This is a genomic window from Mycobacterium sp. E3247, assembly GCF_001667785.1.
Classification (GTDB): Bacteria; Actinomycetota; Actinomycetes; order Mycobacteriales; family Mycobacteriaceae; genus Mycobacterium.
Window position 1 is genome coordinate 1 of record NZ_LZJG01000102.1, and the last position, 21,002, is coordinate 21,002.

The following is a 21,002-nucleotide window of genomic DNA, read 5'->3' on the forward strand; positions in this document are numbered from 1 at the left end:
GCGGTGTGGGGCCTGACGCGGGGCTGGGTCGCCGATATGGTCGCGGGAACGACCACACCCGACTTCTACCCGGGCGGAAGCTATTACACCGAGCTCGAGGCGGCCGGCACCATCACCACGCTGCCCTGACGAGTCACGGCACCGCCGCATGGTCAGCGGCCCCTGCCTCCTAGTCCGCGTCTCGGCCGTGCCGGCTGCGCCGATATGCGCGGGCGCGCAGCTCGGCGAGCCATCGTGGATGCAGGCTCACACCTGGCGCGGTGTTGGCGACGGGATCGAACGACACGTCCGATGCGCGTTCGGGGTCGACGACGCGGGTAAGCGTGAGTTGGCCCAGCGGGGTGAAAACGCCTCCGCCACAGGCCTGGTCGAGTGAGACGTCGATCGTGCCGTGCTCGAGCCGCCTGCGGACGCTGTCCAGCGACAGGCCCGGACCGTCGATCTCGCTCTCGATCCGGGCCCGCAGCCACCAATTGGCTCCCTCATAGTGCAGCGGCATCAGCGTGGTCAGCGTCTGCCCGCTCCACGAGATGGCCGGCCGCAGTGCCACCGCCCGGGACAGCACCCCCGCCCCCGAGGAGACGACCAGGATGTCCCATGGCCCCGTGGCCTGCGGCGGTGCGACCCGGAAGGCCAGCCCGATGAAGTCGGGCAGTGGCCCCGGCGTGCCGGTGGCCTTCGAGACCCGCGCGACGACCTCGCAGGACGAAATCGGCAGCCCCTCCCCGGCGGGCGAGGCGCGCTCGATGAAACCCTCCGCCAAGACCCCGAGGGGATGGAACAACCGTTTGCCCCGGAGGGCCGAGCCCCACTGGAAGGGCAACGCGACAAGATCGGAAACGCTCACCGGCGGCGGGTTCCCTTTTCCCGGCGGGGAAAACGCCGCGGTACCACCCGCCCAGATCGCCGATCAGAGCCCGGGGGCTTCCAACTCGCCCTGAAATCGCTGCATCGCGCAGATCAGCGCGCCGAGCACCCGGTGTGCGGCCATGAGGTCTGCGTCGGGTAAGTCTTCGAGGGCGACACTGGTGTGCGCGGCGAGCGGGCCGAAGAACGACCGCGCGGTGGCCAGGCCTGATTCGCCGTGCCGCAGGATCACCTTGCGACGATCGTCGGGATGCGAATCCCGGCGGATGTGCCCGGAATCGATCAACCGGTCCACCAGGTAGGTGATGGCCGAACCGGACAATCCCATCCGATGGCTGAGGTCTCCCGAGGTCATCGGCCGCCCCGCCATCTCTGCCACCATGATGTACATCAACGCACGGAAGTCATTGGCGCGCAGATGATGTGATGTCGCAAACTGCCGGCCGATCTGGTCGGATTCGGTTGAAATCTCCCGCAGATCGGCCGAGATCAGCGACTCCAGCGCGTCTCGGCGCCGCCGCTGCTCGTCAGCGTCCATAACGGTGTGCAGCATATCCCCAAAACGGGGCGATCATTCAGTTGGTTAATGATTAATTGATTGAACCGCCTGTGGGCCTGCCTCGTTGCAACGGTCGTGACGGCACGGCGGTCCGCGGAAGCAAGCCACCGCCGCGTGCGCCACGGCTGGCCAAGAACGGTGAAGTTCAGTAAGTTAAAATTTAAGTTATTGAAGGTAGTGGCATCCCGGAGTGGGGTCGACCGCGCGTGTTTCAGCGGTCCCAGCCTGGGATTGCCAAGCCGTCCAGGAGGGAGCGTGTGGCCAAGATGGGTGCTTTGTCGTTGACATCCGCCACCGAGTCGCCGGTGATCGCGACGGAATCGACCGGCACGACGAACTTCACCGAGTGGCGAACCCGGGTGCGGGACGCCGTTCTCGCCCACCTCGCCGACTTCGTCGGCCCGCGGCGCGCCGAACTGGACGACACGCGCATCCACGCCGCCGGCGACGTCTTGACGGCGTTCGTGTCCGGCGGGAAGTGCCTGCGGTCGACGTTCGTCTACCTGGGGTGGCTCTGCGGTGCCGCGCCCGACGACGCGGCATTGCGGGCAGCGGCCAGTTTCGAGTTGCTGCACGTCTTCGCGCTACTGCAAGACGATGTCATGGACGGGTCGACCGAGCGGCGGGGGCGGCCGGCGGCGCACCTGCAGTTCGCCCGATGGCATCGCCGGCGCGGGTTCTCCGGCTCCTCACGGCGGTTCGGCGAATCCGCGGCCATCCTGCTCGGTGACCTCTGCCTGATCTGGTCCGAGCAGATGCTGCGCGAAAGCGGTGTCGAACCCAGGCGGCTGCAGCGGGCCTGGCCGCGCTACGACGCGATGAGAACCGAGCTGGCGGTGGGCCAGTTCGCGGACCTGACGAGCGATGTCCGGCACATGCCGTCCCTGGAGACCGTGCTGGACGTGGCGCGGCGCAAGTCCGGCAACTACACGGTGCGGCGACCGCTGGAGATCGGCGCGGCGATGTCGGATTGCGACGATCGAACGGTGACGTTACTCGGCCGGTACGGGGCGGCCGTCGGCGAGGCGTTCCAGCTTCGCGACGACGTGCTCGGTGTCTTCGGCTCGCCGGCGACCACGGGGAAACCCTGTGGGGGGGACCTACTGGAACGCAAGGCGACCGGTCTCGTGGTGACCGCGCACCAGCTGGCCGATCCCGTGACCCGCGCCGAACTGACGAAACTGATGAACTGCCGGGTACTCGACGCTTCCGCCATCGACCGGTGGAAAGCGCTGATCGTCTCGACCGGGGCCGTCGACATGATCGAGGAGATGATCACCGACCGGGTCACAGCCGCACGTGAACACCTCGACGACGCCTCGATCGACGAGCGGGTCCGTACGACGCTGAACGACATGGCGACCGCGTGTACGGATCGCGCAGAATGAGTGCGACAAGTCTGGGAGCATGCTGACATGCGGACTATCGGAGGACGCAGCGAGCGCGTGGTGGTGATCGGCGCCGGCCTGGCGGGGCTGTCCGCCGCTTTGCATCTGGCCGGTCGGGGGCGCGCGGTGACGGTGGTCGAGCGCCAGCCATGGCCGGGCGGCCGCGCCGGCCGGCTCGACATCGACGGCTACCGCATCGACACCGGGCCGACGGTGCTGACGATGACCGACATCATCGACGAGACTTTCGCGGCAGTGGGTCGCAGCCGGTCGGGCCGGCTGGAGCTGCTGCCGCTGGATCCGGCCTACCGCGCGGTGTTCGCCGACGGCAGCGCGCTCGACGTGCACACCGATGCGGATCGGATGGCGACCGCCATCGAAGAGTTCGCTGGCTTCGGGCAGGCAGCGGGTTACCGACGGTTGCGCGAGTGGCTGAATCGTTTGTACCAGGTCGAATTCGACGGTTTCATCGCCGCGAACTTCGATTCGCCGCTGTCGTTGCTCACGCCGCAATTGGCGCAGCTGGCCGCGATCGGCGGGTTCCGCAAGTGGGATCGGGTGGTCAAGCGCCACATCAGCGATCCCCGGCTGCAGCGGATCTTCACGTTTCAATCGCTGTACGCCGGGGTGGCGCCACGGAACGCGCTGGCGGTCTACGCGGTCATCGCCTACATGGACACCATCGCGGGGGTGTTCTTTCCGCGCGGCGGTGTTCGCGCGCTGCCCGACGCGCTGGCCGGGGCGGCCGCCGAGGCTGGGGTCCAATTCCATTACAACGCCACGGTTACCGGACTCGATCGCGTCGGGTCGCGGGTCAGCGCGGTGCGAACCGATCGCCTGGACCCCATCGCGTGCGACGCGGTGGTGCTGACCACCGAATTACCGCAAACCTACGCATTATTGGGCCGCACTCCACGTCGGCCCCTGCGGCTGCGGCCGGCACCGTCGGCGGTTGTTGCTCATCTGGGCTGTCGCCGGGTTCCGTCCGACACGGCGCATCACACCATCCTGTTCGGTGATTCGTGGGACCAGACCTTCACCGACATCATCCGCGACGGACGGCTGATGCAGGATCCGTCCTTGCTGGTCACCCGCCCCACGGCCAGCGACCCGACGCTCGCCCCGGACGGGCACGATCTGCTGTACGTGCTTGCCCCGGCGCCGAATCTGGCCCGCGGGGACATCGACTGGGGCAGTGCGGGCGCCCCGTACGTCGACAACCTCATCGACGACGTCGCGGTGCGGCTGCTGCCCGATCTGCCCGACAGCGCAACGGTATTGGACGTGATTACGCCGGCCGACTGGGCCCGTCAGGGCATGGCCGCGGGCAGCCCCTTCGCGCTGGCCCACACCTTCGCGCAGACGGGCCCGTTCCGGCCGGCCAACATGGTGCGCGGCGTCGACAACGCGGTGCTCGCCGGGTCGTCGACGGTGCCCGGCGTCGGTGTCCCCACCACCCTGATCTCGGGCCGGCTCGCCGCCGACCGCATCACCGGCCCCAATGCCGGACGAGCCAACCGGATGCCGACGCATCACGACATGGGAGCCGGGCTGACATGATTCGCAGCGAGTTGGACGCGGCTGGAATCGACAATCCGCGGCTGCGCGAGGGATACCGCCGCTGTCGCGAACTCAACGCCGCGCACGGCCGCACCTTCTTTCTGGCCACCCGGCTGCTGGCGCCCGATCAGCGGCCGCCGGTGCATGCCCTGTACGGTTTCGCGCGTTACGCCGACGACATCCTCGACGACCTGGATCCCCAGCTGAGCACCGACATTCGCGCCATGAGGCTGCAGCAATTGGCCGACAAGTTCTTCGCAGGCGGAGACCATCTCGACGATCCCGTGCTCGCCGCGGTCACCCACACCGCGCGCCGCTACCGGATCGACACCGGGCTGTTCGACGACTTCCTCGCCTCGATGCGGATGGATCTCACGGTCACCGATTATCCTGACCGCACAGCCCTCAATCTCTACATGCGTGGGTCGGCCGAAGCCATTGGGCTGCAGGTGCTTCCGGTGCTGGGCACCGTGGTGCCGGTCGAGGAGTCCGCGCCCTACGCCGCCGCGCTGGGCAGGGCGTTTCAGCTCACCAACTTCTTGCGCGACATCGATGAAGACCTGCTGCGCGGTCGGGTCTATCTGCCCGCCGACGAACTCGCCGCCCACGGGGTGGACCGCGAGCTGTTGACCTGGTGTCACCAGAACCGGCGCACCGACCCGCGGGTCCGCACCGCGCTGGCCGCGCAGCACGAGATCACCCGGGAGACTTACCGATTCGCCGAAGCCGGCATCGCCATGCTCAGCCCCCGCTCGCAACCGTGCGTCGCTGCCGCGGCGACGCTGTACTCCGAAATCCTGGACCGCATCGAACAAAGCGACTTCGCCGTGTTCACTCACCGGGCCACCGTCGGCAAGGCGCGACGACTGCAGGTCGGCGGAATCGGGCTGATACGGTCGTGGCGGGCGCGCATCAGTTCGCCCGGTGTTTCGGATCCTCCGGGGGCCGCATGACCGATCGCTGGCAATATCTGTTGGTCCTGGCCGCATGCCTGGCGATCACCGCGCCCCTCGAGATGTTCGGCCCCGGCGTCTACCGGCAGTGGCGCCGGCTCGTGACGGCGGTCTTCCCGGTGGCAGTGGTATTTCTGGTCTGGGACGAGATCGCCATCGCCGCGCACGTGTGGACGTACAACCGCACCTACATCACCGGCCTGAGCATCCCGTTCCGGGTGCCGATCGAGGAAGTGCTGTTCTTCGTCGTCATCCCGATCTGCGCACTGCTGACCTACAACGCCGTGAGCACCATCCTGGAAAGGGTCAACCGCCGATGACCGGGCTGGGCTACACGGTTCCGGCCGTGGCGGCCGTGTTGGCAGTGTGCGCACTGGAATTGGCGGTGTTGCGCACCGGGCTGTTCCGGCGGCCGGCCTATTGGCTGTCGATGCTGATCATTCTCGGCTTCCAGGTTCCCGTCGATGGCTGGCTGACCAAGCTCAGCTCTCCGATCGTCAGCTATGACCCTCGTCAGATCACCGGCCTGCGCTTTCCGTTCGACATCCCCGTCGAGGATTTCTTGTTCGGCTTCGCGCTAGCCACCGCGGTGTTGCTGGGATGGGAACGCCAGCGTGCGCGTCGGTGAGGCCCGGCCCTCCCCCGGCCAGTTGTCGGCCGCGTTCGACGCGGGGGCGACGGCATACGACCGGCTGGTCGGCGCCAGCCCCGGATACCACAAACAATTGCTTCTCTCCGCTCGTCGCATGCGAATCCCCGACCGCGGCAAGGGCTTACGCTTACTCGACCTCGGATGCGGGACCGGGGCCTCGACCGCCGCGCTGCTGGCCGTGGCCCCCGAGGCCGACATCGTCGCCGTCGACGCCTCACGGGGCATGCTCGACGCGGCGGCCGCGAAGGACTGGCCCCCGTCGGTGCGGTTCGTGCACACCCCCGTCGAGCAGCTGGCCGAGCACGGCATCACGGGACCGTTCGACGGGATCCTGGCCGCCTACCTGATCCGCAACCTCGCCGACCGGGACGGCCAACTGCGACAGTTCCGTACGCTGCTGCGGCCCGGCGCCACCCTGGCGGTGCACGAATACTCGGTGCGCGACTCCGCCGCCGCCACCCTGATCTGGCACGCCGTGTGCTGGGGCATCATCATTCCCGCCGGCTGGTGGCGCACCCGGGACGCGGCGCTGTACCGCTACCTGTGGCGCAGCGTGCTGCAGTTCGACGGCGCGGCGCGCTTCCGGGCCCGCCTCGCCGACGCGGGCTTCACCGCGGTGCACAGCGAAACGATGCCCGGCTGGGAGGCAAACATCGTCCACACGTTCCTGGCGGACGCGCCGTCATGATCGGTCCGGGAAGCGCTCACCGCGCCGATCCCCGACGCGAAACACTAGCCGCGGCAACAGGTTTGCCGGACACCGGTGCGCTGACCTCGAGGCCCCGGGCGGTCGTCGTGGGTGGCGGCATCGCGGGGCTGACGGCTGCGACTGGGCTGGCCGAACGCGGCGTCGCCGTCGAGGTCGTCGAGCGCGAGCATTACCTCGGCGGTCGGGTCGGCGGCTGGACCGAGCACCACGACGGGGCCGACCTGGCGATGAATCGCGGATTCCACGCGTTCTTCCGGCAGTACTACAACCTGCGGGCCCTGCTCGGCCGTATCGATCCCCAGCTGCGGATGCTCACGCCCGTCGACGACTATCCGCTCATCGACGGGGCGGGCCGGCGCGACACCTTCCGGGGGCTGCCGCGCACACCACCGTGGAATGCCGTGGCCTTCGCCGCGCGCAGCCCCACGTTCCGGCTTCGCGACTTCCTCGAGATCGACGCGCGCGCGGCCGCGCCGCTGGCGGCGGTGTCGGTGCCCGGCATCTACGAGCGCCTCGACCATGTCGACGCGGCGACCTTCCTCAAGGACATCCGGTTCCCGCCGGCCGCACGGCATTTGGCGTTCGAGGTGTTCTCCCGCAGCTTCTTCGCCGACCCGTCGAAGCTGTCCGCCGCCGAGTTGGCGACCATGTTCCACATCTACTTCCTCGGGTCGTCCGAAGGCCTCATCTTCGACGTCCCCACTTCCAATTACGACAGCGCCCTCTGGCAGCCGCTGCGGGCCTACCTGGAGGCGCGCGAGGTGCAGTTCCGGCTCGGCACCGGCGCCGCGCGCATCGACCCGGGCCAGACGAAGCCCTTCCGGGTGCAGACCGATTCCGGGGAGCACGTCGAGGCGGACGCCGTCGTGCTGGCCACCGACGTGGCGGGATTGCAGCGTGTGGTGGCCGCATCGACTGATCTGGCCACCGATGCCTGGCGCGGGCAGATCGCGCGGCTGCGCACCGCCCCGCCCTTCGCCGTGCACCGGTTGTGGCTCGATCGGCCCGTCGCCGACCAGCGACCGGCGTTCCTCGGCACGGCCGGCCACGAGCCACTGGACAACATCAGCGTGCTGGAGCGCTACGAACGCGAGGCGGCCCAATGGTCCCGCGCACACCGCGGGTCGGTCGTCGAGCTGCACTCCTACGCCCTCGACTCCGCGCCGTCCCGCGCGGCCGCGCTGCGTCAACTGCACAGGGTCTACCCGGAAACCGCGGCGGCGCAGGTCGTTTCCGAGCGCCTGCTACATCGCAGCGATTGTCCGCTGTTCTCGCCCGGGTCCTATGCGGACCGGCCCGCCGTCGTGACGCCGCAGCCCGGACTGCTGCTGGCCGGCGACACCGTCCGCGTCGACTTGCCCGTCGCACTCATGGAGCGCGCCGCCACCACAGGGTGGTGCGCCGCGAACCATTTGCTGAGAAAATGGGGACTGGCCGGCCACCCGTTGGTCACGGTACCCACCCGAGGCCGGTCACCCCTGTTGCGATGGCTCGCCACCCGCGAAGGACGTGCCCGACGATGAACATTCGCGAACAGCTGCAACACCTGTGGCCGGCGACGCGGTCCAAAGACTGGCCCCTGCAGGTGATCCCACGTACGTCGTGGGCCGACCAGCGACCGACCTACCGGGATGCGCAGCCCGCCATCATCGACGCCGCGCTAAAGCGGGCCCGGCAACGGCCCACCGGGAACTGGTTCGCGTTCGCGGGCACCGCCGACGTGCGCCCCGGCCGGCCGTTCGGCGCTCGGGTCGCCGGGGTCGAGGTCGTCGCCTGGCGCGACGAACAACGCCGGCTCTGCGTGGCCCCCCGCAGTTGCCCACACCTGGGGGCTGATCTGGCCACCGGGGCCGTGCACCGCGGCACGTTGATCTGCCGATGGCACGGGCTGGCGTTCGACGGCCATTCCCGTGAGTTCGGGTGGAGCCCCTTGCCCAGCCACGACGACGGCACGCTGGTGTGGGTGCGACTCGACGAAGTGGGCGGGGAAACGCCGTTGGAGGAACCGGTGATTCCGGCCCGACCGACCGGCGAGACCTTGGCCGCGGTGGCCCGCATGGCGGGCGTGTGCGAGCCCGAAGACATCATCGCCAATCGGCTCGACCCCTGGCACGGTGCGTGGTTCCACCCCTACTCGTTCACGCGGCTCGAAGTGCTCACCACGCCGACCGAACACGTCGATCGCTTCTTGGTGGCGGTGACTTTCCGGATGGGACGCCTGGGCGTTCCCGTCGTCGCGGAATTCAGCTGCCCGGAAGCGCGCACCATCGTGATGCGCATCGTGGACGGCGAGGGAACCGGCAGCATCGTCGAAACCCACGCCACCCCAATCGGTTCGGGGCCCGATGGGCGCCCCCGCACCGCGGTGCTGGAAGCCACCATCGCGCATTCGGACCGTCCCGGGTTTCAGCGGGCATCCCGGGCTGCGCCGGTGATCACGCCGCTCATGCGCCTCGCGGCCAACAGGCTCTGGCGCGACGACCTCGCCTACGCCGAGCGTCGCTATCAGGTCCGCGGCGGCCTGGGCTGACAGGGTCCACCGTGCGGAAAGGGTATGTCGTCGCCGTCGTCCTCACGGTCGGCATGCACCTCGCCTACCTGGCGTACGTACCGGTGGGCGGCTTCCTCGCGCTGCGCTGGCCGCGCACCATCGTGCTGCACCGCGCCGCGGTCGCCTGGGGCGTCGCCGTCGTCACGCTCGAGCTGCCTTGCCCGTTGACGGCACTGGAATCGTGGGCGCGGCGCCGCGCAACCATGAATCCCCTACCGGCCACGGGCTTTGTCGACCGCTATGTCGCGGGCACGCTCGTCCCGTCCGGCCGCGTCGGGGTCGCACAGTTCTTCGCGTTCGTGGCTGCCGCCGTCTCCTGGGCCCTGTTCGCGGGGCGCGTCAGCCGCTCAGGCCGGCCTGTGCCCCCGGCGCGCCGGCCACCGACGAATCCGTGACGGGCGGCACCGCGTGGGGTTGACCCCGACGCGAGTTGCGTTGCCACAAGGCCCAAGCGACCGCCGCAAGCAGGACGGCGGACAGTACCAACATCGGCCAGAGGGCCAACTGGACAAGCCACAGATCGCGCTGGAGCCGCACCACCTTGCGTCGCCCGCGCCAGACGCGCTGCGACACCTCTTTGAGAGTCATCGGACGCCAGATACCCCGGACGCAGACGTTTAAACGGCCACGGCGCGGCGTCATTTCGCGGTCTCGCGTGTTTGGCGCGCGGCCGTGCGGGCTAGTCACCAGCATGAGCACCGAGCCGCGCGTTTCGCCCGAGCCGTCATCGCGATCGTTCACCCGGCTGGCGGCCGCGTGGTGGGCGCTGGTCGTGGGACTGGTGATCCTCATCGTCCTGCTGATCTTCGTCGCGCAGAACACCGAATCCGTCGCCGTGCACTTCCTCGTGTTCCGCTGGAACCTGCCGGTCGGCGTGGGTTACCTGCTGTCGGCGGTGGCCGGCGCGACCACGACGGTGCTGGTCGGTGCCGCGCGGATCATCCAGCTGCGCCGGGCAGCCAAGAGGCAACTCAGGGGCCTCTGATCCTCGTCTGGCCACGGGCCGGCGCGCAAAGCCCTTATCCGGCAGGCGTTTCCCGATGCGTGACGATGGCTATACCTAGCTTATTCAAGTACCTAAATATCAAGTGAATTGATTTATCGGGGTGCGTCGGGGGTTTCGGCGCGGATTCCGGCGGGAATGCCGTCACGACCAGTCGGGGGAGATCATGAGCGAAACCAGGGATGACGTCGCGAAGGCCGTCGGCAAAGTCACCGAGGCCCTGGAGACCGTCGAGCGGGCCCGGGGACACCTCTACTCGTTTCATCAGCTGACCGGACACGCCGACTTGCAGCTCGACGCCGCCGTCGCCCACCTGCGCGACCTCGGAGAAACCGACCTGGCGCAATACCTCAGCGACGAACTGGTCGGGCGCAACGTGTTGCCGGGCCGATGGACCTTCCAGGTCATCGACGAATACGACGCCGGCTATTACCGCTGCTTCCGGGAAGTCGAACGCCTGGTGCGAGATCGCCTCACCGGCGGCCGCCGGCACGTCTACGAAGCGCAGCTGAAAGAGCGCCGGCGCACACCCGCGCACCCGGCCCATACCGCCGGCCCCGACGACCGCTCGGCGAAGGAGTGAAACACCGTCCGCGGAACCGCCGAAGGCGAAATCACCTCCGACACCGAGGCCGCCGGGCGCACCGTCCGGGCGTCGGGAGACGAGCCTCGGTACCACGTCCGCAGCGATAGGACGGGCGCGGACGCGGTGCACAGGCCGGTCGCGCTGCGCCGAATCGACTGAGGCGACGACCCGACCACGTCCTGATCGGTCGGTACCGTGAACCCTCTCGAGTTCGCCGATGAACCGGCCGATCGGAGGCAAATACGCGACACTTGCCGGGGCTCGCGGGGCTCGTGTGGCGGCCGCAGATACGCTGGTCGACGAATCTTGCAGAAGGACACAGGTAAGTGACCAAGCGCGGCGCCGCTGATCGGCGACTGGACCGAGCCGAACTCGAGAAGTTGATGTCGGCCGACATGCGCGCACTCACCGCGCAATCGGACCGCATCGGCCGGCACTTCGCCCGCCAAAACGACGTGGGCGGCACCGACTTGCATGCCCTGCTGCACATCATGGTCGCCGAGACGGCCGGGACGCCGTTGACGCCGGCGCAGCTGCGCCAACGCCTGGACGTGTCGCCCGCGGCGATCACCTACCTGGTGGACCGGATGATCGACTCCGGCCACCTGCGGCGTGAGCCCGATCCCGACGACCGGCGCAAAACTCTGCTCCGCTACGAAGAATCGGGCATGGCGCTGGCCCGTTCGTTCTTCACCCCCCTCGGGGCGGAACTGCACGCGGCCCTGACCGGCATCTCCGACCGCGACCTGGCCGCCGCCCACCGGGTTTTCCTGGCGATGATGGAGGCGATGTCCACCTTCGAATCGCAACTCGACGGCGCGGCCCCCCGGCCGCCGGCCACCGGCGCGACGCGCCCGCCGGCGAAGGGCCGGGCCCGTGCGGTGAGCAAGGTCGGTGAGCACCCGGCCTAGCGGCCGCTCACTTGCCCTCCAGGCTGACGGGCAGTGATTCATGCCGTCGGATGATGTTGTTGACGGCCCAGGTGGGGCGCCCCCTGAGGGTGATGTGATCGACGCGCTCGATCAGTGCTCGCAGGATCGCAGCCATTTCCAGTCGGGCCAGGGCCTGGCCGGCGCACGCATGCTGACCATTGCCGAAGCCGAGGTGCCGTCCCGCCTCGCGGCGGATGTCGAAGCTGTCCGGGTCGCTCCATTCGCGCTCGTCCCGATTGGCCGAGGCATACATGACGACGACGCGGGACCCCGCCGGGATGCGCGTCCCGGCGATCTCGGCGTCGGCCCGGGCGAAGCGGGCGAAGGCGCGCAGCGGCGATTCGTATCGCACAATCTCGTTGAGCGCGTTCGGGATCAGACCCGGGTCCTCCTTGAGTAGGCGCCACTGATCCGGGTGAGCGGCGAGCAGGTAGACCGCGTTGGAGATGGCACTGATGGTGGTATCGAGCGACGGCGCGATGTAGTCGATCATCAGCGCGGTGCACTCCTCGCGAGTCAGCTCGCCCGCGTCCGCCACCGACAGCAGTTCGTCAACGATGCTGCCGTCGAGCACGGCGCGGTCGCGTACCACACGGCGGGCGAATCGGAGCATCCGCAAAGTGAGCGGGGCAGATCTGATGGCTTGCCAGTTCAGCGGCCCCAGGGCGTCGAATGTGGCTCCGCCCCAGTCGATCAGCCGTCCCCGCTGATCGCGCGGCCATCCGACGAGGTCGGGAACCACGGCCAGCGGCAATGCCGAGGCGAGGTCCTCGACAGCGTCGACGGTGTGGCGGCGCACGGCGCTGTCGACGATGGCGGCCGCTTGTCGATCGACCGTTTCGGCGAAGTCGCGCAACGCCCGTGGAAGCAGCCGGTGCGCAACCAATTTGCGGCGCCGGTCGTGCTCGGCGCCGTCGCTGTTGAGCGTCGTGCCGCGAGAGAGGCGATTACTGATCGGATTGAGCGCCACACCGTTGCCGGAGATGAACGTCGAGTCATCGCGCAGCGTGGCTTTGCATTCCGCGTAGCACGGCAGCGCGTACGTGCGGTGCCGGCGCAACCAGACCACGGGGCCCAGCTGGCGAAGGCGCCGATAGTGCGGATACGGGTCGATCACCGCCGCCCTGGTGTAGATGTCGGGGCGGTAGACGGCGACGCCGGCGGGCGTGCCCGGCATCACGCGGTCCGAACGGCACACCAGGACCGCGTACCGACGGATGTTTCGGCGTGGGCACGGAGTCGGAGAGGTCCGGTGAAATCGTTCATGTTCCCCTTCCCTTCAAACTGACGATATCGTCACACACGATTACATCGTCAGTCAACGGGGTGGCGCCGACGGATCGAGTTGCCCTTCAGCGACCTACGGGGCACGCGTGGCCCGGTGCGCCTAGCGCACCGGGCGTCGGGCCGCGGAGCCGAGCACCTGCTGCTCGATCAGGTCGGCCCCGCCCTGCACCCCGCCTGTCGCGGCGAACCCCGCCGCCACTCGACGCGCGCCCTCCGCCATCGTCATCGCCGCGCGCACCTTCGCCCTCAGCCGGGCCGGGGTGAGGTTTCTGGCGGCCAGGCGGGTACCGCAGCGGGCGACCTCGACGCGCCTCGCCACTTCGGCCTGGTCGCGCGCGAACGGCACGACGCAGACGGGCACACCGCGATCGAGGGCTTTCAGCGTCGTTCCCATGCCCCCGTGCGTGATGGCGCAGCTGGCCCGCTCCAGCACGGCCGCATGCGGGACGAAGCGGCATATGGTCGCGTTCGGCGGCCGCGGGAGACCCGGCGGTATCCCCGCCGGAAACGTCGCCACCACGTGCACGGGCTCATCGGCCAGCGCCCGCAACGCGATCCGTCCCAGAGGGGCGTCGGGCTGCTTGATCGAGGAGGTGTTGACCAGCACCAGCGGCCGCCTGATGGCGGCGATCCAGGCCGGCGCGGCCGTGGCCGGCTCGAATACGCACGCGCCAACGTGGTGAACCAACCCGGCCCACCCGGGATGCGGGTACTCGAAGGGCTCGCCCCCGACGGCCAGCAGCAGCGGCGCGCGCCGCATGAACTCGTCGACCGAAGCGACCGGCGACACGCCCAGCCCGGTACGAATGGCGTTGACGCGTGGGACCACTGGCCGGTCGAAGAGATGGCGGACGATCGGCCGCACCGAGGCGTCCCGGATCTCGCCGAGGACGCCCGGCAGGGGGCGAAAGCCCGGGCCGAAGGGCGGCACCCCGCGGGACCGCAGGTACGGCGTGAACGGCGAGAACACCAGCCAAGGAGTATGCCCGGCCTCCGCCGCCGACATCGCGCCCCAGCAGTTCGCGTCCACGATGATCGCGTCCGGCCGGACCGCATCCACCGCGCGGCGCAGATCCTGCACCTCGAGCACCGCTCGCCGGCAGAGCACGTCGATCGTCGACTTCAAGACGCCCAAGGCGTTTCGCGCCCGCCAATCCTCGCCGACGATCGCCTCGATTTCGGGATCGACCGGCTCGGCGTGCACGCCGACCGCGCGCATCGTCACGACACCGTCCGCCATCGTGCGCGCGTGAACCTGGTGACCGCGGCCCGCGAGCTCGGCCAGCAGCGCCCCGACCGGCAACAGGTGGCCCAGGGCCGGCGACCCGTAGGCCAGTATCACCGCCATGTCACACGCAGCTACGGGGCGGGCGTGAGGTCGACCGCGCGCAACGCCGAAAGGCTCGCGGCGCCGCAGCCGTGCAGGCAGACGCGGAGCTCGTCGATGAATGGCTGCAGCCAATCCACCACGGCCGCAGCGGATTCGATCGCGGCCGGCAGCAGGGGCCGGGCGATAGCCACAACGTCAGCGCCCAACGCGATCGCCTTGGCCGCGTCCATGCCGGTGCGGATACCGCCGGAGGCCACCAAGGGGATGTCCGGCAGCACCTCACGCACCTCCACGATGGCCCTCGCGGTCGGGATGCCCCAGTCGGCCAGGTGCGGGTAACGAAGCTCGCCGTAGCGGACGAACTGCTCGACCCGCGACCACGAGGTGCCGCCGGCGCCCGCGACATCGATGCCGGACACCGGCAATTCGCCTTCGGCCCCAATCAATTCCGCGGCCGCCGCGCCGCCGATCCCGTGGCCGACCTCCTTGAGCAAGATGGGGCGCTCGATGGCGTCGGCGGCGTCCCGCAGCCTGCCCAACGAGCCGGAGAAGTCGGTGTCCCCGTTGTGCTGCATGGCTTCCTGCAGCGGGTTGGTGTGCACGGCGAGCACGTCGGCACCCACCCGGTCGAGAGCCTTCGCCAGGTCGGGCACCGCGGCCTTGGTCAGCTGGGCCAGGCCGATGTTGCCGAACAGCAACACATCCGGGGCCACGTCACGAACGGTAAAGCTGGCCGCGGCCCGCTCCCCCAGCGCGCTGTCCAGCATTATTCGCTGCGACCCGAGCATCATTCCGATGCCGAGTTGTTGCGCGGCCGAAGCCAGGTTCCGGTTGATGGTGCCCGACAACTCGGCACCCCCGGTCATCGCACCGATGAGAATCGGCGACCGCAGATTCGCCCCGAAGAACTTGGCGGACAGGTCGATGTCGCCCAGGCTGGTCTGGGTCAGGGCGTTATAGGGCAGGTGGTACCGCTCCAACCCGGTACTGATGTGCTCATAGTTGACCTGCTCGCCGAGGCACACGTCGATGTGCCGCCGCTTGCGGGTCGTCATGGGCCCGCGGTCGACCGTCACGGCAGGTCCCCAGGCGCTGCCGGCCCCCAGCCCCTCACGTCCACAATGTCCATAGTGCCCCTTGTTGCGTACCGTCCGCGCCCTATTGCGTGACGATGCGTAATTTCAGTTGATTAATGTTTAACACACTGAAAGACTTCATTCGTGGTGTGGGATGGCGTGGCCGCGGCAGTCACTGGACGACGGTCGTGGCTGTACGCGCTCGGGGTGCTGTTGTTGGGCGTGGTCTTCATGGCGGCCGTGGGCGCCAACTCGGCGGCCGGGCAGGCGCCGCTATCGGTGCCGACAGGCTCCGATTCGGCCCGTGTCGACGCCATGGTCCGCCAATTTCCCGGCGGGGACCGCACTCCCGTGATCCTGGTCGTCGGCCGCGCCGACGGCGCCGCCCTCGGCCCCGCCGGCCTCGCCGCCGCCCAGGCGGCCCGCGACCGCATGCAGGCGGCCGCGTCGCAGGGCAGATCTGCCGTTGCGGCGCCGGCGCAGGTGTCGGCCGACGGCAAGGCCGCCATCGCGGTGGTGCCCGTCAGCGCCGACCTGTCCGGTCTCGACCTGACCGACGCGGTGGCGAAGCTGCGCGGGGCCGCCTCGACCGGCCTGCCCACGGAACTGCAGGCCCACGTCACCGGCGGCCCGGCGTTCGGCGCGGACATCGCCGGCGCGTTCACGAATGCCAACATCACCCTGCTCGCGGTGACCGCGTCGGTGGTGGCGCTGCTGCTGATCGCGACCTACCGCTCACCGATGCTATGGCTGGTGCCGCTGCTGGTGGTCGGGTTCGCCGACCGGGTCGCGGCGGCGGTGGGGACCGCCGTGGCGCCGGTGACCGGGCTCAGCTTCGACGGCGCCACGTCCGGGATCACCAGCGTGCTGGTCTTCGGTGCGGGCACCAACTACGCGCTGCTGCTGATCTCCCGCTATCGGCAGGAAATGCGGCGCCATCCCGGGCACCGCGACGCCTTGCGCCGCGCGGTGCGGATGGCCGGTCCGGCGATCGTCGCCAGCAATGCCACCGTGGTGCTGGCGTTGCTCACCTTGCTGTTCGCCTCGACCCCGAGCACGCGCAGCCTGGGCGCGCTGGCGGCGTGCGGGCTGCTGGTCGCCGCGGTGTCGGCCCTGGTGATACTGCCACCGCTGCTCGCTTTGTGCGGCCGTCGACTGTTCTGGCCCTTCGTCCCCCACCCCGGCGAAGCCGCGACCGTGGATTCGGGTGGCTGGCACCGCGTCGGGGAGTGGGTGAACCGGCGACCGGCGCTGGTCGCGGCGGTCGCGATCACCGGCCTGGCGGCGCTGGCCACCGGACTGCTCGGCACGCGGATCGGCCTGTCGCAGACCGAGCAGTTCCGGGTGCACGCGGATTCGGTGTCCGGTTATGACATTGTGGCCGCACACTTTCCGGCCGGCCTGACCAACCCCACGCTGGTCATCGCGCCCACCGCTTCGCGGGTGCCGCAGGCGATCAGGGCCACGCCGGGCGTGGTGTCGGCGACCGATTCGGGGCGCTCGGCGTCCGGGCTGACGAAGTGGTCGGTGGTGATCGACGCGCCACCCTCCTCGGGGCGGGCGTTCAACACCATTGCGGCACTGCGCGATACGACGAAGGCCGCCAGCCCCGGGGCGCTGGTGGGCGGGCCCGATGCGCAGGCTCTCGACGTCCGCGACGCCGCCACCCGCGATCGCCGCCTGTTGATCCCGGCGATCCTCGCGGTCATTCTGGTGGTGCTCTACGTCCTGCTGCGCTCCGCACTTGCGCCGCCGACGCTGCTGTCGGCCACCATTCTCGGGGCGCTGGCCGCGCTCGGTATGGGCGGCTGGGCCAGCAGCCATCTCTTCGGATTCCCGGCGCTGGACAACAGCACCCCGCTGTTCGCCTTCCTGTTCCTGGCCGCGCTCGGCGTGGACTACACCATCTTTCTGGTCACCCGCGCCCGCGAGGAGTCAACACGGCGCGGCGCACGCGCCGGTATGGTGGCCGCGGTGTCGGCCACCGGCGGCGTGATCACCAGCGCGGGAATCGTTTTGGCCGCCGTCTTCTGCGTGCTGGGCGTGTTGCCGTTGATCGTGCTGACCCAGCTGGGAATCATCGTCGGCCTCGGCATCCTGCTGGACACCTTCGTGGTCCGCACACTGGTCATTCCCGCGCTGTTCGCCCTCATCGGCGACCGCATCTGGTGGCCCACCACACCCGGGCCAGCCGAAAGTGTTGCAGTACAAGCCGAAAGAGAACGGAGCATCCCGTGAACAAGTCCACGTTGGCCGCCACCGGCCTCGCCGTCGCCGTCGCCGCCGGATCCGGCAGCATCGCGAGCGCCAAGGCCGTTCCCGCCTGGTACGCGCGGCTGCGCAAGCCGCCGTACCAGCCGCCCAACGCCGCCTTCCCGGTGGCGTGGACCACCCTCTACGGCGACATCGCGGTCACGTCCGCGGTGGCCATCGACCGCTTCCGCGCGGCCGGACAGCACGACCGGGCACGCCGCTACGCCGCCGCGCTCGGCGTGAATCTGATCCTCAACGCCGGCTGGAGTTGGCTGTTCTTCCGCTTCCACAAACTCGGCGCCTCGGCCATCGGTGCCGGCTTGCTCGCGGCCAGCAGCGCCGACCTCACGCGTCGCACCGCGCAAGCGGACCCGCGGGCCGCGCTGGCCCAGTCGGCCTACCCCATCTGGTGCTCCTTCGCCACCATCCTGGCCACCCATGTTTGGCGCCTCAACCGCTGAGGAAACCCTCGGATCATGCCGGCCCTGTTGTGGTTTCGCCGCGACTTGCGGTTGAGCGACCATCCCGCGCTGAATGCCGCGGCCGACGACGGCGAGGTCCTCGCCTGTTTCGTGCTGGACCCGTCGCTCGAGGCCTCCGCCGGCCGGCGCCGCCTTCAGTTCCTGGGCGACTCGCTGCGACAGCTGCGGGACGACCTGGAGGGACGGCTACTGGTGACCCGGGGCGAGCCCGACAAGCTGATCCCGCGCATCGCGAACGAGATCGGCGCGTCGACGGTGCACGTCTCCGAGGATTTCGCGCCGTACGGAAAGCGCCGTGACGAACGCGTCCGCGCCGCGCTGGGTTCGGTTCCCCTGGTGGCCACGGGTTCGCCGTACCTGGTCTCGCCGGGCCGGGTCACCAAGAAGGACGGCTCCCCCTACCAGGTGTTCACCCCGTTTCTGCGCCAGTGGCGCGAATCCGGCTGGCGCGCACCGGCTAAGTCGAACGCGAAGTCCGCACGGTGGCTGGATCCGGCGCAGCTGGGGACCAAGCGCGCCGAGATCCCCGATCCCGGTGCGCCGCTCGACCTCGCCGCCGGCGAGGCGGCAGCCCGAAAGCAGTGGAAGTCGTTCGTGGACAATGGGTTACAACACTACGACGAAGAACGCAATCGGCCGGACCTGCACGCCACCAGCCGGATGTCGGCGCACCTGAAGTTCGGCACCATCCATCCGCGCACCATGGTCGCCGACCTCGCCCCAGGTCAGGCCGGGGCCCAAGCATACCTGCGCGAGTTGGCGTTTCGCGACTTCTACGCCGACGTGCTGCATCACTGGCCGGCGAGCGCCTGGCGCAACTGGAACAGCCAGTTCGACGGCATCCGCACCGACACCGGGCCCGAGGCGAGACGCCGTTTCGAGTCGTGGAAGGCCGGTGAGACCGGTTACCCACTGGTCGACGCCGGAATGCGTCAACTGCGCGAGACCGGCTTCATGCACAACCGGGTGCGGATGATCGTCGCCTCGTTCTTGGTCAAAGACCTGCACCTGCCCTGGCAGTGGGGCGCAGAGTGGTTCTTGGACCAGCTGGTCGACGGCGACATGGCCAACAACCAGCACGGGTGGCAGTGGTGCGCGGGCTGTGGCACCGATGCCGCGCCGTACTTTCGGGTGTTCAATCCGACCACGCAGGGCGAGAAGTTCGACCCGTCCGGCGCGTACATCCGGCGATGGGTGCCCGAATTGCGCGCGGTAGACGACGCGCACCTGCGCAAGGGGGAACGGCCGGCCGGCTACCCCGCCCCGATCGTCGATCACGGCGCCGAGCGCGCCGAGGCGTTGCGGCGCTACCAGAGCATCTGACCCGCGCACCGGCCCGGCTCAGCAACGAATTGTCGCCGGCGTGAATGTTTGCCCAATCGCCCACCCGGGGCTGTCTGGGCATGCCATTATCAGCCGATTCAGGAGTTGTCACGCCGCTCGGGAGGCACCAATGGCACACATCCTCGCTCGGACCTTGCTGGCTTCCGGCGCCGCCGCCGGGTTGCTGGCCGGGGTCAACGCCTGTTCGTGCTCCGTCGGCTCGTCGCACGCGGTCAGCAAGAGCGACGTCGCCGGACAGATCACCTCGAAGATGACCGACGCCGCGGGCAACAAGCCCGAATCGGTGAACTGCCCGAACGACCTGCCGGCCAAGGTTGGCGCGCAACTCAATTGCGAGATGAAGGTCAAGAACCAGACCTTCAACGTCAACGTAACCGTGACCAGTATCAACGGCAGCGACGTCAAATTCGACATGGTGGAGACGGTCGACAAGAACCAGGTGGCCAGCATCATCAGCGACAAGCTGACCCAGCAGGTGGGCAGGAAGCCGGATGCGGTGACATGCCCCGACAACCTGAAGGGGACCCAGGGCGCGACGCTACGGTGCCAACTGGTCGACGGCACCGACAAGTACGGTGTTGCGGTGACCGTTACCAGCGTCGACGCCGGCGACGTCAACTTCGACTACAAGGTCGACGACCACCCCGAACCGCCGAGTTAGCGGGGTCGCGAGCGCGGCGAAGCCGGGCACCGCGCGTCACCGCCATCTGCCCGGTACTACCTAGCGGGCGGCCTTCTTGCGTTCGATGTCGGCCAGGGCGGCGGCGAGTTCCGCCCGCTGGGCGGCCGAGCTCTCCCACGCGAGCTGGCGGTTCTTGACCACCTTGGCCGGCGCGCCGACCGCGATCGAGTAATCGGGGATCACACCGCGGACCACCGCGTGCGACCCCAGCACGCAGCCCCGGCCGACGGCCGTGCCGCGCAGCACCGTCACCTTCACGCCGACCCAGGTGTCGGGGCCGATCCGCACCGGCGACTTGACGATGCCCTGGTCCTTGATGGGCAGGTTGATGTTGTCCATGCGGTGGTCGAAGTCGCAGACGTAGCACCAGTCGGCCATCAACACCGAATCGCCGAGCTCGACGTCGAGGTAGGCGTTGATGACGTTGTCGCGGCCCAGCACCACCTTGTCGCCGAACCGCAACGAGCCTTCGTGCGCACGGATGGTGTTCTTGTCGCCGATGTGCACCCACCGGCCGATCTCGAGCTGCGCCAGTTCGGGCGTCGCGTGGATCTCCACGTCCTTGCCCAGGAACACCATGCCGCGGGTGATGATGTGCGGGTTGGCGAGCTTGAACTTCAGCAGCCGCCAGTAGCGGACCAGGTACCAGGGCGTGTAGGCCCGGTTGCGCAGCACCCATTTCAGCGAGGCCAGCGTGAGGAATTTGGCCTGCCGTGGGTCCCGCAGGTTCGATCCACGCCAGCGGCGATGGACCGGGGCACCCCACATGCTCGTCATGGCCGGACAGC

The 21,002-nt window shown here is 69.1% G+C and carries 22 protein-coding genes and 1 pseudogene; 17 read left to right on the forward strand and 6 right to left on the reverse strand.

All coding sequences use genetic code 11. The features are described from left to right. Positions 1-169: 169 nt before the first annotated feature. Together A9X04_RS05245 and A9X04_RS05250 are read right to left on the reverse strand one after the other, a co-directional pair. A complete protein-coding gene (locus A9X04_RS05245; RefSeq protein ID WP_067918397.1) occupies positions 170-847 on the reverse strand; it encodes a phosphodiesterase in 678 nt (225 codons plus the stop codon). Positions 848-910: 63 nt separating this feature from the next. After that, the gene (locus A9X04_RS05250; RefSeq protein ID WP_067918399.1) at positions 911-1,420 is read right to left on the reverse strand and encodes a MarR family winged helix-turn-helix transcriptional regulator; all 510 of its coding nucleotides are present in this window, start codon (positions 1,418-1,420) and stop codon (positions 911-913) included. Positions 1,421-1,692: 272 nt separating this feature from the next. Here A9X04_RS05250 and A9X04_RS05255 point away from each other — a divergent pair, with 272 nt between their 5' ends. The 13 genes and pseudogenes from A9X04_RS05255 (at position 1,693) to A9X04_RS05310 (ending at position 11,739) form a co-directional block, all read left to right on the forward strand. Then, positions 1,693-2,814 carry a polyprenyl synthetase family protein gene (locus tag A9X04_RS05255; RefSeq protein WP_067918449.1) on the forward strand — a complete coding sequence of 374 codons (1,122 nt, stop codon included), beginning with the start codon at positions 1,693-1,695 and terminating at the stop codon, positions 2,812-2,814. Positions 2,815-2,841: 27 nt separating this feature from the next. Then, entirely contained in the window at positions 2,842-4,374 is a 1,533-nt protein-coding gene (gene crtI / locus A9X04_RS05260) for a phytoene desaturase family protein (protein WP_067918401.1), read from the forward strand. Beyond that, positions 4,371-5,327: a phytoene/squalene synthase family protein gene (locus tag A9X04_RS05265; protein ID WP_067918403.1), complete on the forward strand. Its 957-nt coding sequence runs from the start codon at positions 4,371-4,373 to the stop codon at positions 5,325-5,327. The genes crtI and A9X04_RS05265 overlap by 4 nt, the downstream gene beginning before the upstream one ends. Next, positions 5,324-5,647 (forward strand): lycopene cyclase domain-containing protein, encoded by a 324-nt coding sequence (locus tag A9X04_RS05270; protein WP_067918404.1) that lies wholly within the window; start codon positions 5,324-5,326, stop codon positions 5,645-5,647. Before A9X04_RS05265 ends, A9X04_RS05270 begins: the two co-directional genes overlap by 4 nt. Further along, entirely contained in the window at positions 5,644-5,955 is a 312-nt protein-coding gene (locus A9X04_RS05275; protein ID WP_067918406.1) for a lycopene cyclase domain-containing protein, read from the forward strand. The genes A9X04_RS05270 and A9X04_RS05275 overlap by 4 nt, the downstream gene beginning before the upstream one ends. Further along, entirely contained in the window at positions 5,942-6,667 is a 726-nt protein-coding gene (locus A9X04_RS05280) for a class I SAM-dependent methyltransferase (protein ID WP_067918408.1), read from the forward strand. Before A9X04_RS05275 ends, A9X04_RS05280 begins: the two co-directional genes overlap by 14 nt. Continuing rightward, complete coding sequence (locus A9X04_RS05285) at positions 6,664-8,211, forward strand: NAD(P)/FAD-dependent oxidoreductase (protein ID WP_067918410.1); 1,548 nt, start codon at positions 6,664-6,666, stop codon at positions 8,209-8,211. The genes A9X04_RS05280 and A9X04_RS05285 overlap by 4 nt, the downstream gene beginning before the upstream one ends. After that, positions 8,208-9,218 carry a DUF5914 domain-containing protein gene (locus A9X04_RS05290; protein ID WP_067918412.1) on the forward strand — a complete coding sequence of 337 codons (1,011 nt, stop codon included), beginning with the start codon at positions 8,208-8,210 and terminating at the stop codon, positions 9,216-9,218. The genes A9X04_RS05285 and A9X04_RS05290 overlap by 4 nt, the downstream gene beginning before the upstream one ends. Positions 9,219-9,229: 11 nt before the next feature. Then, a complete protein-coding gene (locus A9X04_RS05295; protein WP_231980212.1) occupies positions 9,230-9,634 on the forward strand; it encodes a DUF2784 domain-containing protein in 405 nt (134 codons plus the stop codon). A gap of 296 nt (positions 9,635-9,930) precedes the next feature. Then, complete coding sequence (locus A9X04_RS05300) at positions 9,931-10,224, forward strand: lipopolysaccharide assembly LapA domain-containing protein (protein WP_067918414.1); 294 nt, start codon at positions 9,931-9,933, stop codon at positions 10,222-10,224. 184 nt (positions 10,225-10,408) lie between these two features. After that, positions 10,409-10,825, forward strand: a complete 417-nt coding sequence (locus A9X04_RS05305) for a hypothetical protein (RefSeq protein ID WP_067918453.1) — start codon at positions 10,409-10,411, stop codon at positions 10,823-10,825. Positions 10,826-10,828: 3 nt separating this feature from the next. Continuing rightward, positions 10,829-10,987, forward strand: a pseudogene (locus A9X04_RS29485) (DUF2945 domain-containing protein); the annotation flags it as partial. Positions 10,988-11,154: 167 nt separating this feature from the next. Further along, a complete protein-coding gene (locus tag A9X04_RS05310) occupies positions 11,155-11,739 on the forward strand; it encodes a MarR family winged helix-turn-helix transcriptional regulator (RefSeq protein ID WP_067918416.1) in 585 nt (194 codons plus the stop codon). A 7-nt stretch (positions 11,740-11,746) separates the two neighbouring features. On the opposite strand, the gene A9X04_RS05315 is transcribed toward A9X04_RS05310, so the two are convergent. The 3 genes from A9X04_RS05315 to fni all read right to left on the reverse strand — a co-directional run bounded on the left by A9X04_RS05315 (position 11,747) and on the right by fni (position 15,432). Next, on the reverse strand, positions 11,747-12,937 hold the full coding sequence (locus A9X04_RS05315; RefSeq protein ID WP_067918418.1) for a cytochrome P450: 1,191 nt from the start codon (positions 12,935-12,937) through the stop codon (positions 11,747-11,749). Between the two features lie 210 nt (positions 12,938-13,147). After that, positions 13,148-14,395, reverse strand: a complete 1,248-nt coding sequence (locus A9X04_RS05320; protein WP_067918420.1) for a glycosyltransferase — start codon at positions 14,393-14,395, stop codon at positions 13,148-13,150. A gap of 11 nt (positions 14,396-14,406) precedes the next feature. After that, positions 14,407-15,432: a type 2 isopentenyl-diphosphate Delta-isomerase gene (fni, locus tag A9X04_RS05325; protein ID WP_082974815.1), complete on the reverse strand. Its 1,026-nt coding sequence runs from the start codon at positions 15,430-15,432 to the stop codon at positions 14,407-14,409. Positions 15,433-15,597: 165 nt separating this feature from the next. Here fni and A9X04_RS05330 point away from each other — a divergent pair, with 165 nt between their 5' ends. From A9X04_RS05330 to A9X04_RS05345, 4 genes are all read left to right on the forward strand, one after another. After that, positions 15,598-17,691: an MMPL family transporter gene (locus A9X04_RS05330; protein ID WP_067918424.1), complete on the forward strand. Its 2,094-nt coding sequence runs from the start codon at positions 15,598-15,600 to the stop codon at positions 17,689-17,691. Continuing rightward, positions 17,688-18,167: a TspO/MBR family protein gene (locus A9X04_RS05335; RefSeq protein ID WP_067918426.1), complete on the forward strand. Its 480-nt coding sequence runs from the start codon at positions 17,688-17,690 to the stop codon at positions 18,165-18,167. The genes A9X04_RS05330 and A9X04_RS05335 overlap by 4 nt, the downstream gene beginning before the upstream one ends. 15 nt (positions 18,168-18,182) lie before the next feature. Continuing rightward, complete coding sequence (locus A9X04_RS05340) at positions 18,183-19,511, forward strand: deoxyribodipyrimidine photo-lyase (RefSeq protein WP_067918428.1); 1,329 nt, start codon at positions 18,183-18,185, stop codon at positions 19,509-19,511. 130 nt (positions 19,512-19,641) lie between these two features. Further along, on the forward strand, positions 19,642-20,193 hold the full coding sequence (locus A9X04_RS05345) for a DUF4333 domain-containing protein (RefSeq protein WP_067918430.1): 552 nt from the start codon (positions 19,642-19,644) through the stop codon (positions 20,191-20,193). 60 nt (positions 20,194-20,253) lie between these two features. Here A9X04_RS05345 and A9X04_RS05350 read toward each other — a convergent pair whose 3' ends face one another. Continuing rightward, positions 20,254-20,991 carry an acyltransferase gene (locus A9X04_RS05350; RefSeq protein WP_067918432.1) on the reverse strand — a complete coding sequence of 246 codons (738 nt, stop codon included), beginning with the start codon at positions 20,989-20,991 and terminating at the stop codon, positions 20,254-20,256. Between the last annotated feature and the right edge of the window lie 11 nt (positions 20,992-21,002).

Excerpts from the sequence above, each read along its gene's own strand:
- A9X04_RS05250 (WP_067918399.1), bottom strand. The coding sequence starts at position 1,420 with ATGCTGCACACCGTTATGGACGCTGACGAGCAGCGGCGGCGCCGAGAC.
- A9X04_RS05255 (WP_067918449.1), top strand. The coding sequence starts at position 1,693 with ATGGGTGCTTTGTCGTTGACATCCGCCACCGAGTCGCCGGTGATCGCG.
- crtI (WP_067918401.1), top strand. The coding sequence starts at position 2,842 with ATGCGGACTATCGGAGGACGCAGCGAGCGCGTGGTGGTGATCGGCGCC.
- A9X04_RS05265 (WP_067918403.1), top strand. The coding sequence starts at position 4,371 with ATGATTCGCAGCGAGTTGGACGCGGCTGGAATCGACAATCCGCGGCTG.
- A9X04_RS05270 (WP_067918404.1), top strand. The coding sequence starts at position 5,324 with ATGACCGATCGCTGGCAATATCTGTTGGTCCTGGCCGCATGCCTGGCG.
- A9X04_RS05275 (WP_067918406.1), top strand. The coding sequence starts at position 5,644 with ATGACCGGGCTGGGCTACACGGTTCCGGCCGTGGCGGCCGTGTTGGCA.
- A9X04_RS05285 (WP_067918410.1), top strand. The coding sequence starts at position 6,664 with ATGATCGGTCCGGGAAGCGCTCACCGCGCCGATCCCCGACGCGAAACA.
- A9X04_RS05290 (WP_067918412.1), top strand. The coding sequence starts at position 8,208 with ATGAACATTCGCGAACAGCTGCAACACCTGTGGCCGGCGACGCGGTCC.
- A9X04_RS05300 (WP_067918414.1), top strand. The coding sequence starts at position 9,931 with ATGAGCACCGAGCCGCGCGTTTCGCCCGAGCCGTCATCGCGATCGTTC.
- A9X04_RS05305 (WP_067918453.1), top strand. The coding sequence starts at position 10,409 with ATGAGCGAAACCAGGGATGACGTCGCGAAGGCCGTCGGCAAAGTCACC.
- A9X04_RS05315 (WP_067918418.1), bottom strand. The coding sequence starts at position 12,937 with ATGCCGGGCACGCCCGCCGGCGTCGCCGTCTACCGCCCCGACATCTAC.
- A9X04_RS05320 (WP_067918420.1), bottom strand. The coding sequence starts at position 14,395 with ATGGCGGTGATACTGGCCTACGGGTCGCCGGCCCTGGGCCACCTGTTG.
- fni (WP_082974815.1), bottom strand. The coding sequence starts at position 15,432 with ATGACGACCCGCAAGCGGCGGCACATCGACGTGTGCCTCGGCGAGCAG.
- A9X04_RS05340 (WP_067918428.1), top strand. The coding sequence starts at position 18,183 with ATGCCGGCCCTGTTGTGGTTTCGCCGCGACTTGCGGTTGAGCGACCAT.
- A9X04_RS05345 (WP_067918430.1), top strand. The coding sequence starts at position 19,642 with ATGGCACACATCCTCGCTCGGACCTTGCTGGCTTCCGGCGCCGCCGCC.
- A9X04_RS05350 (WP_067918432.1), bottom strand. The coding sequence starts at position 20,991 with ATGACGAGCATGTGGGGTGCCCCGGTCCATCGCCGCTGGCGTGGATCG.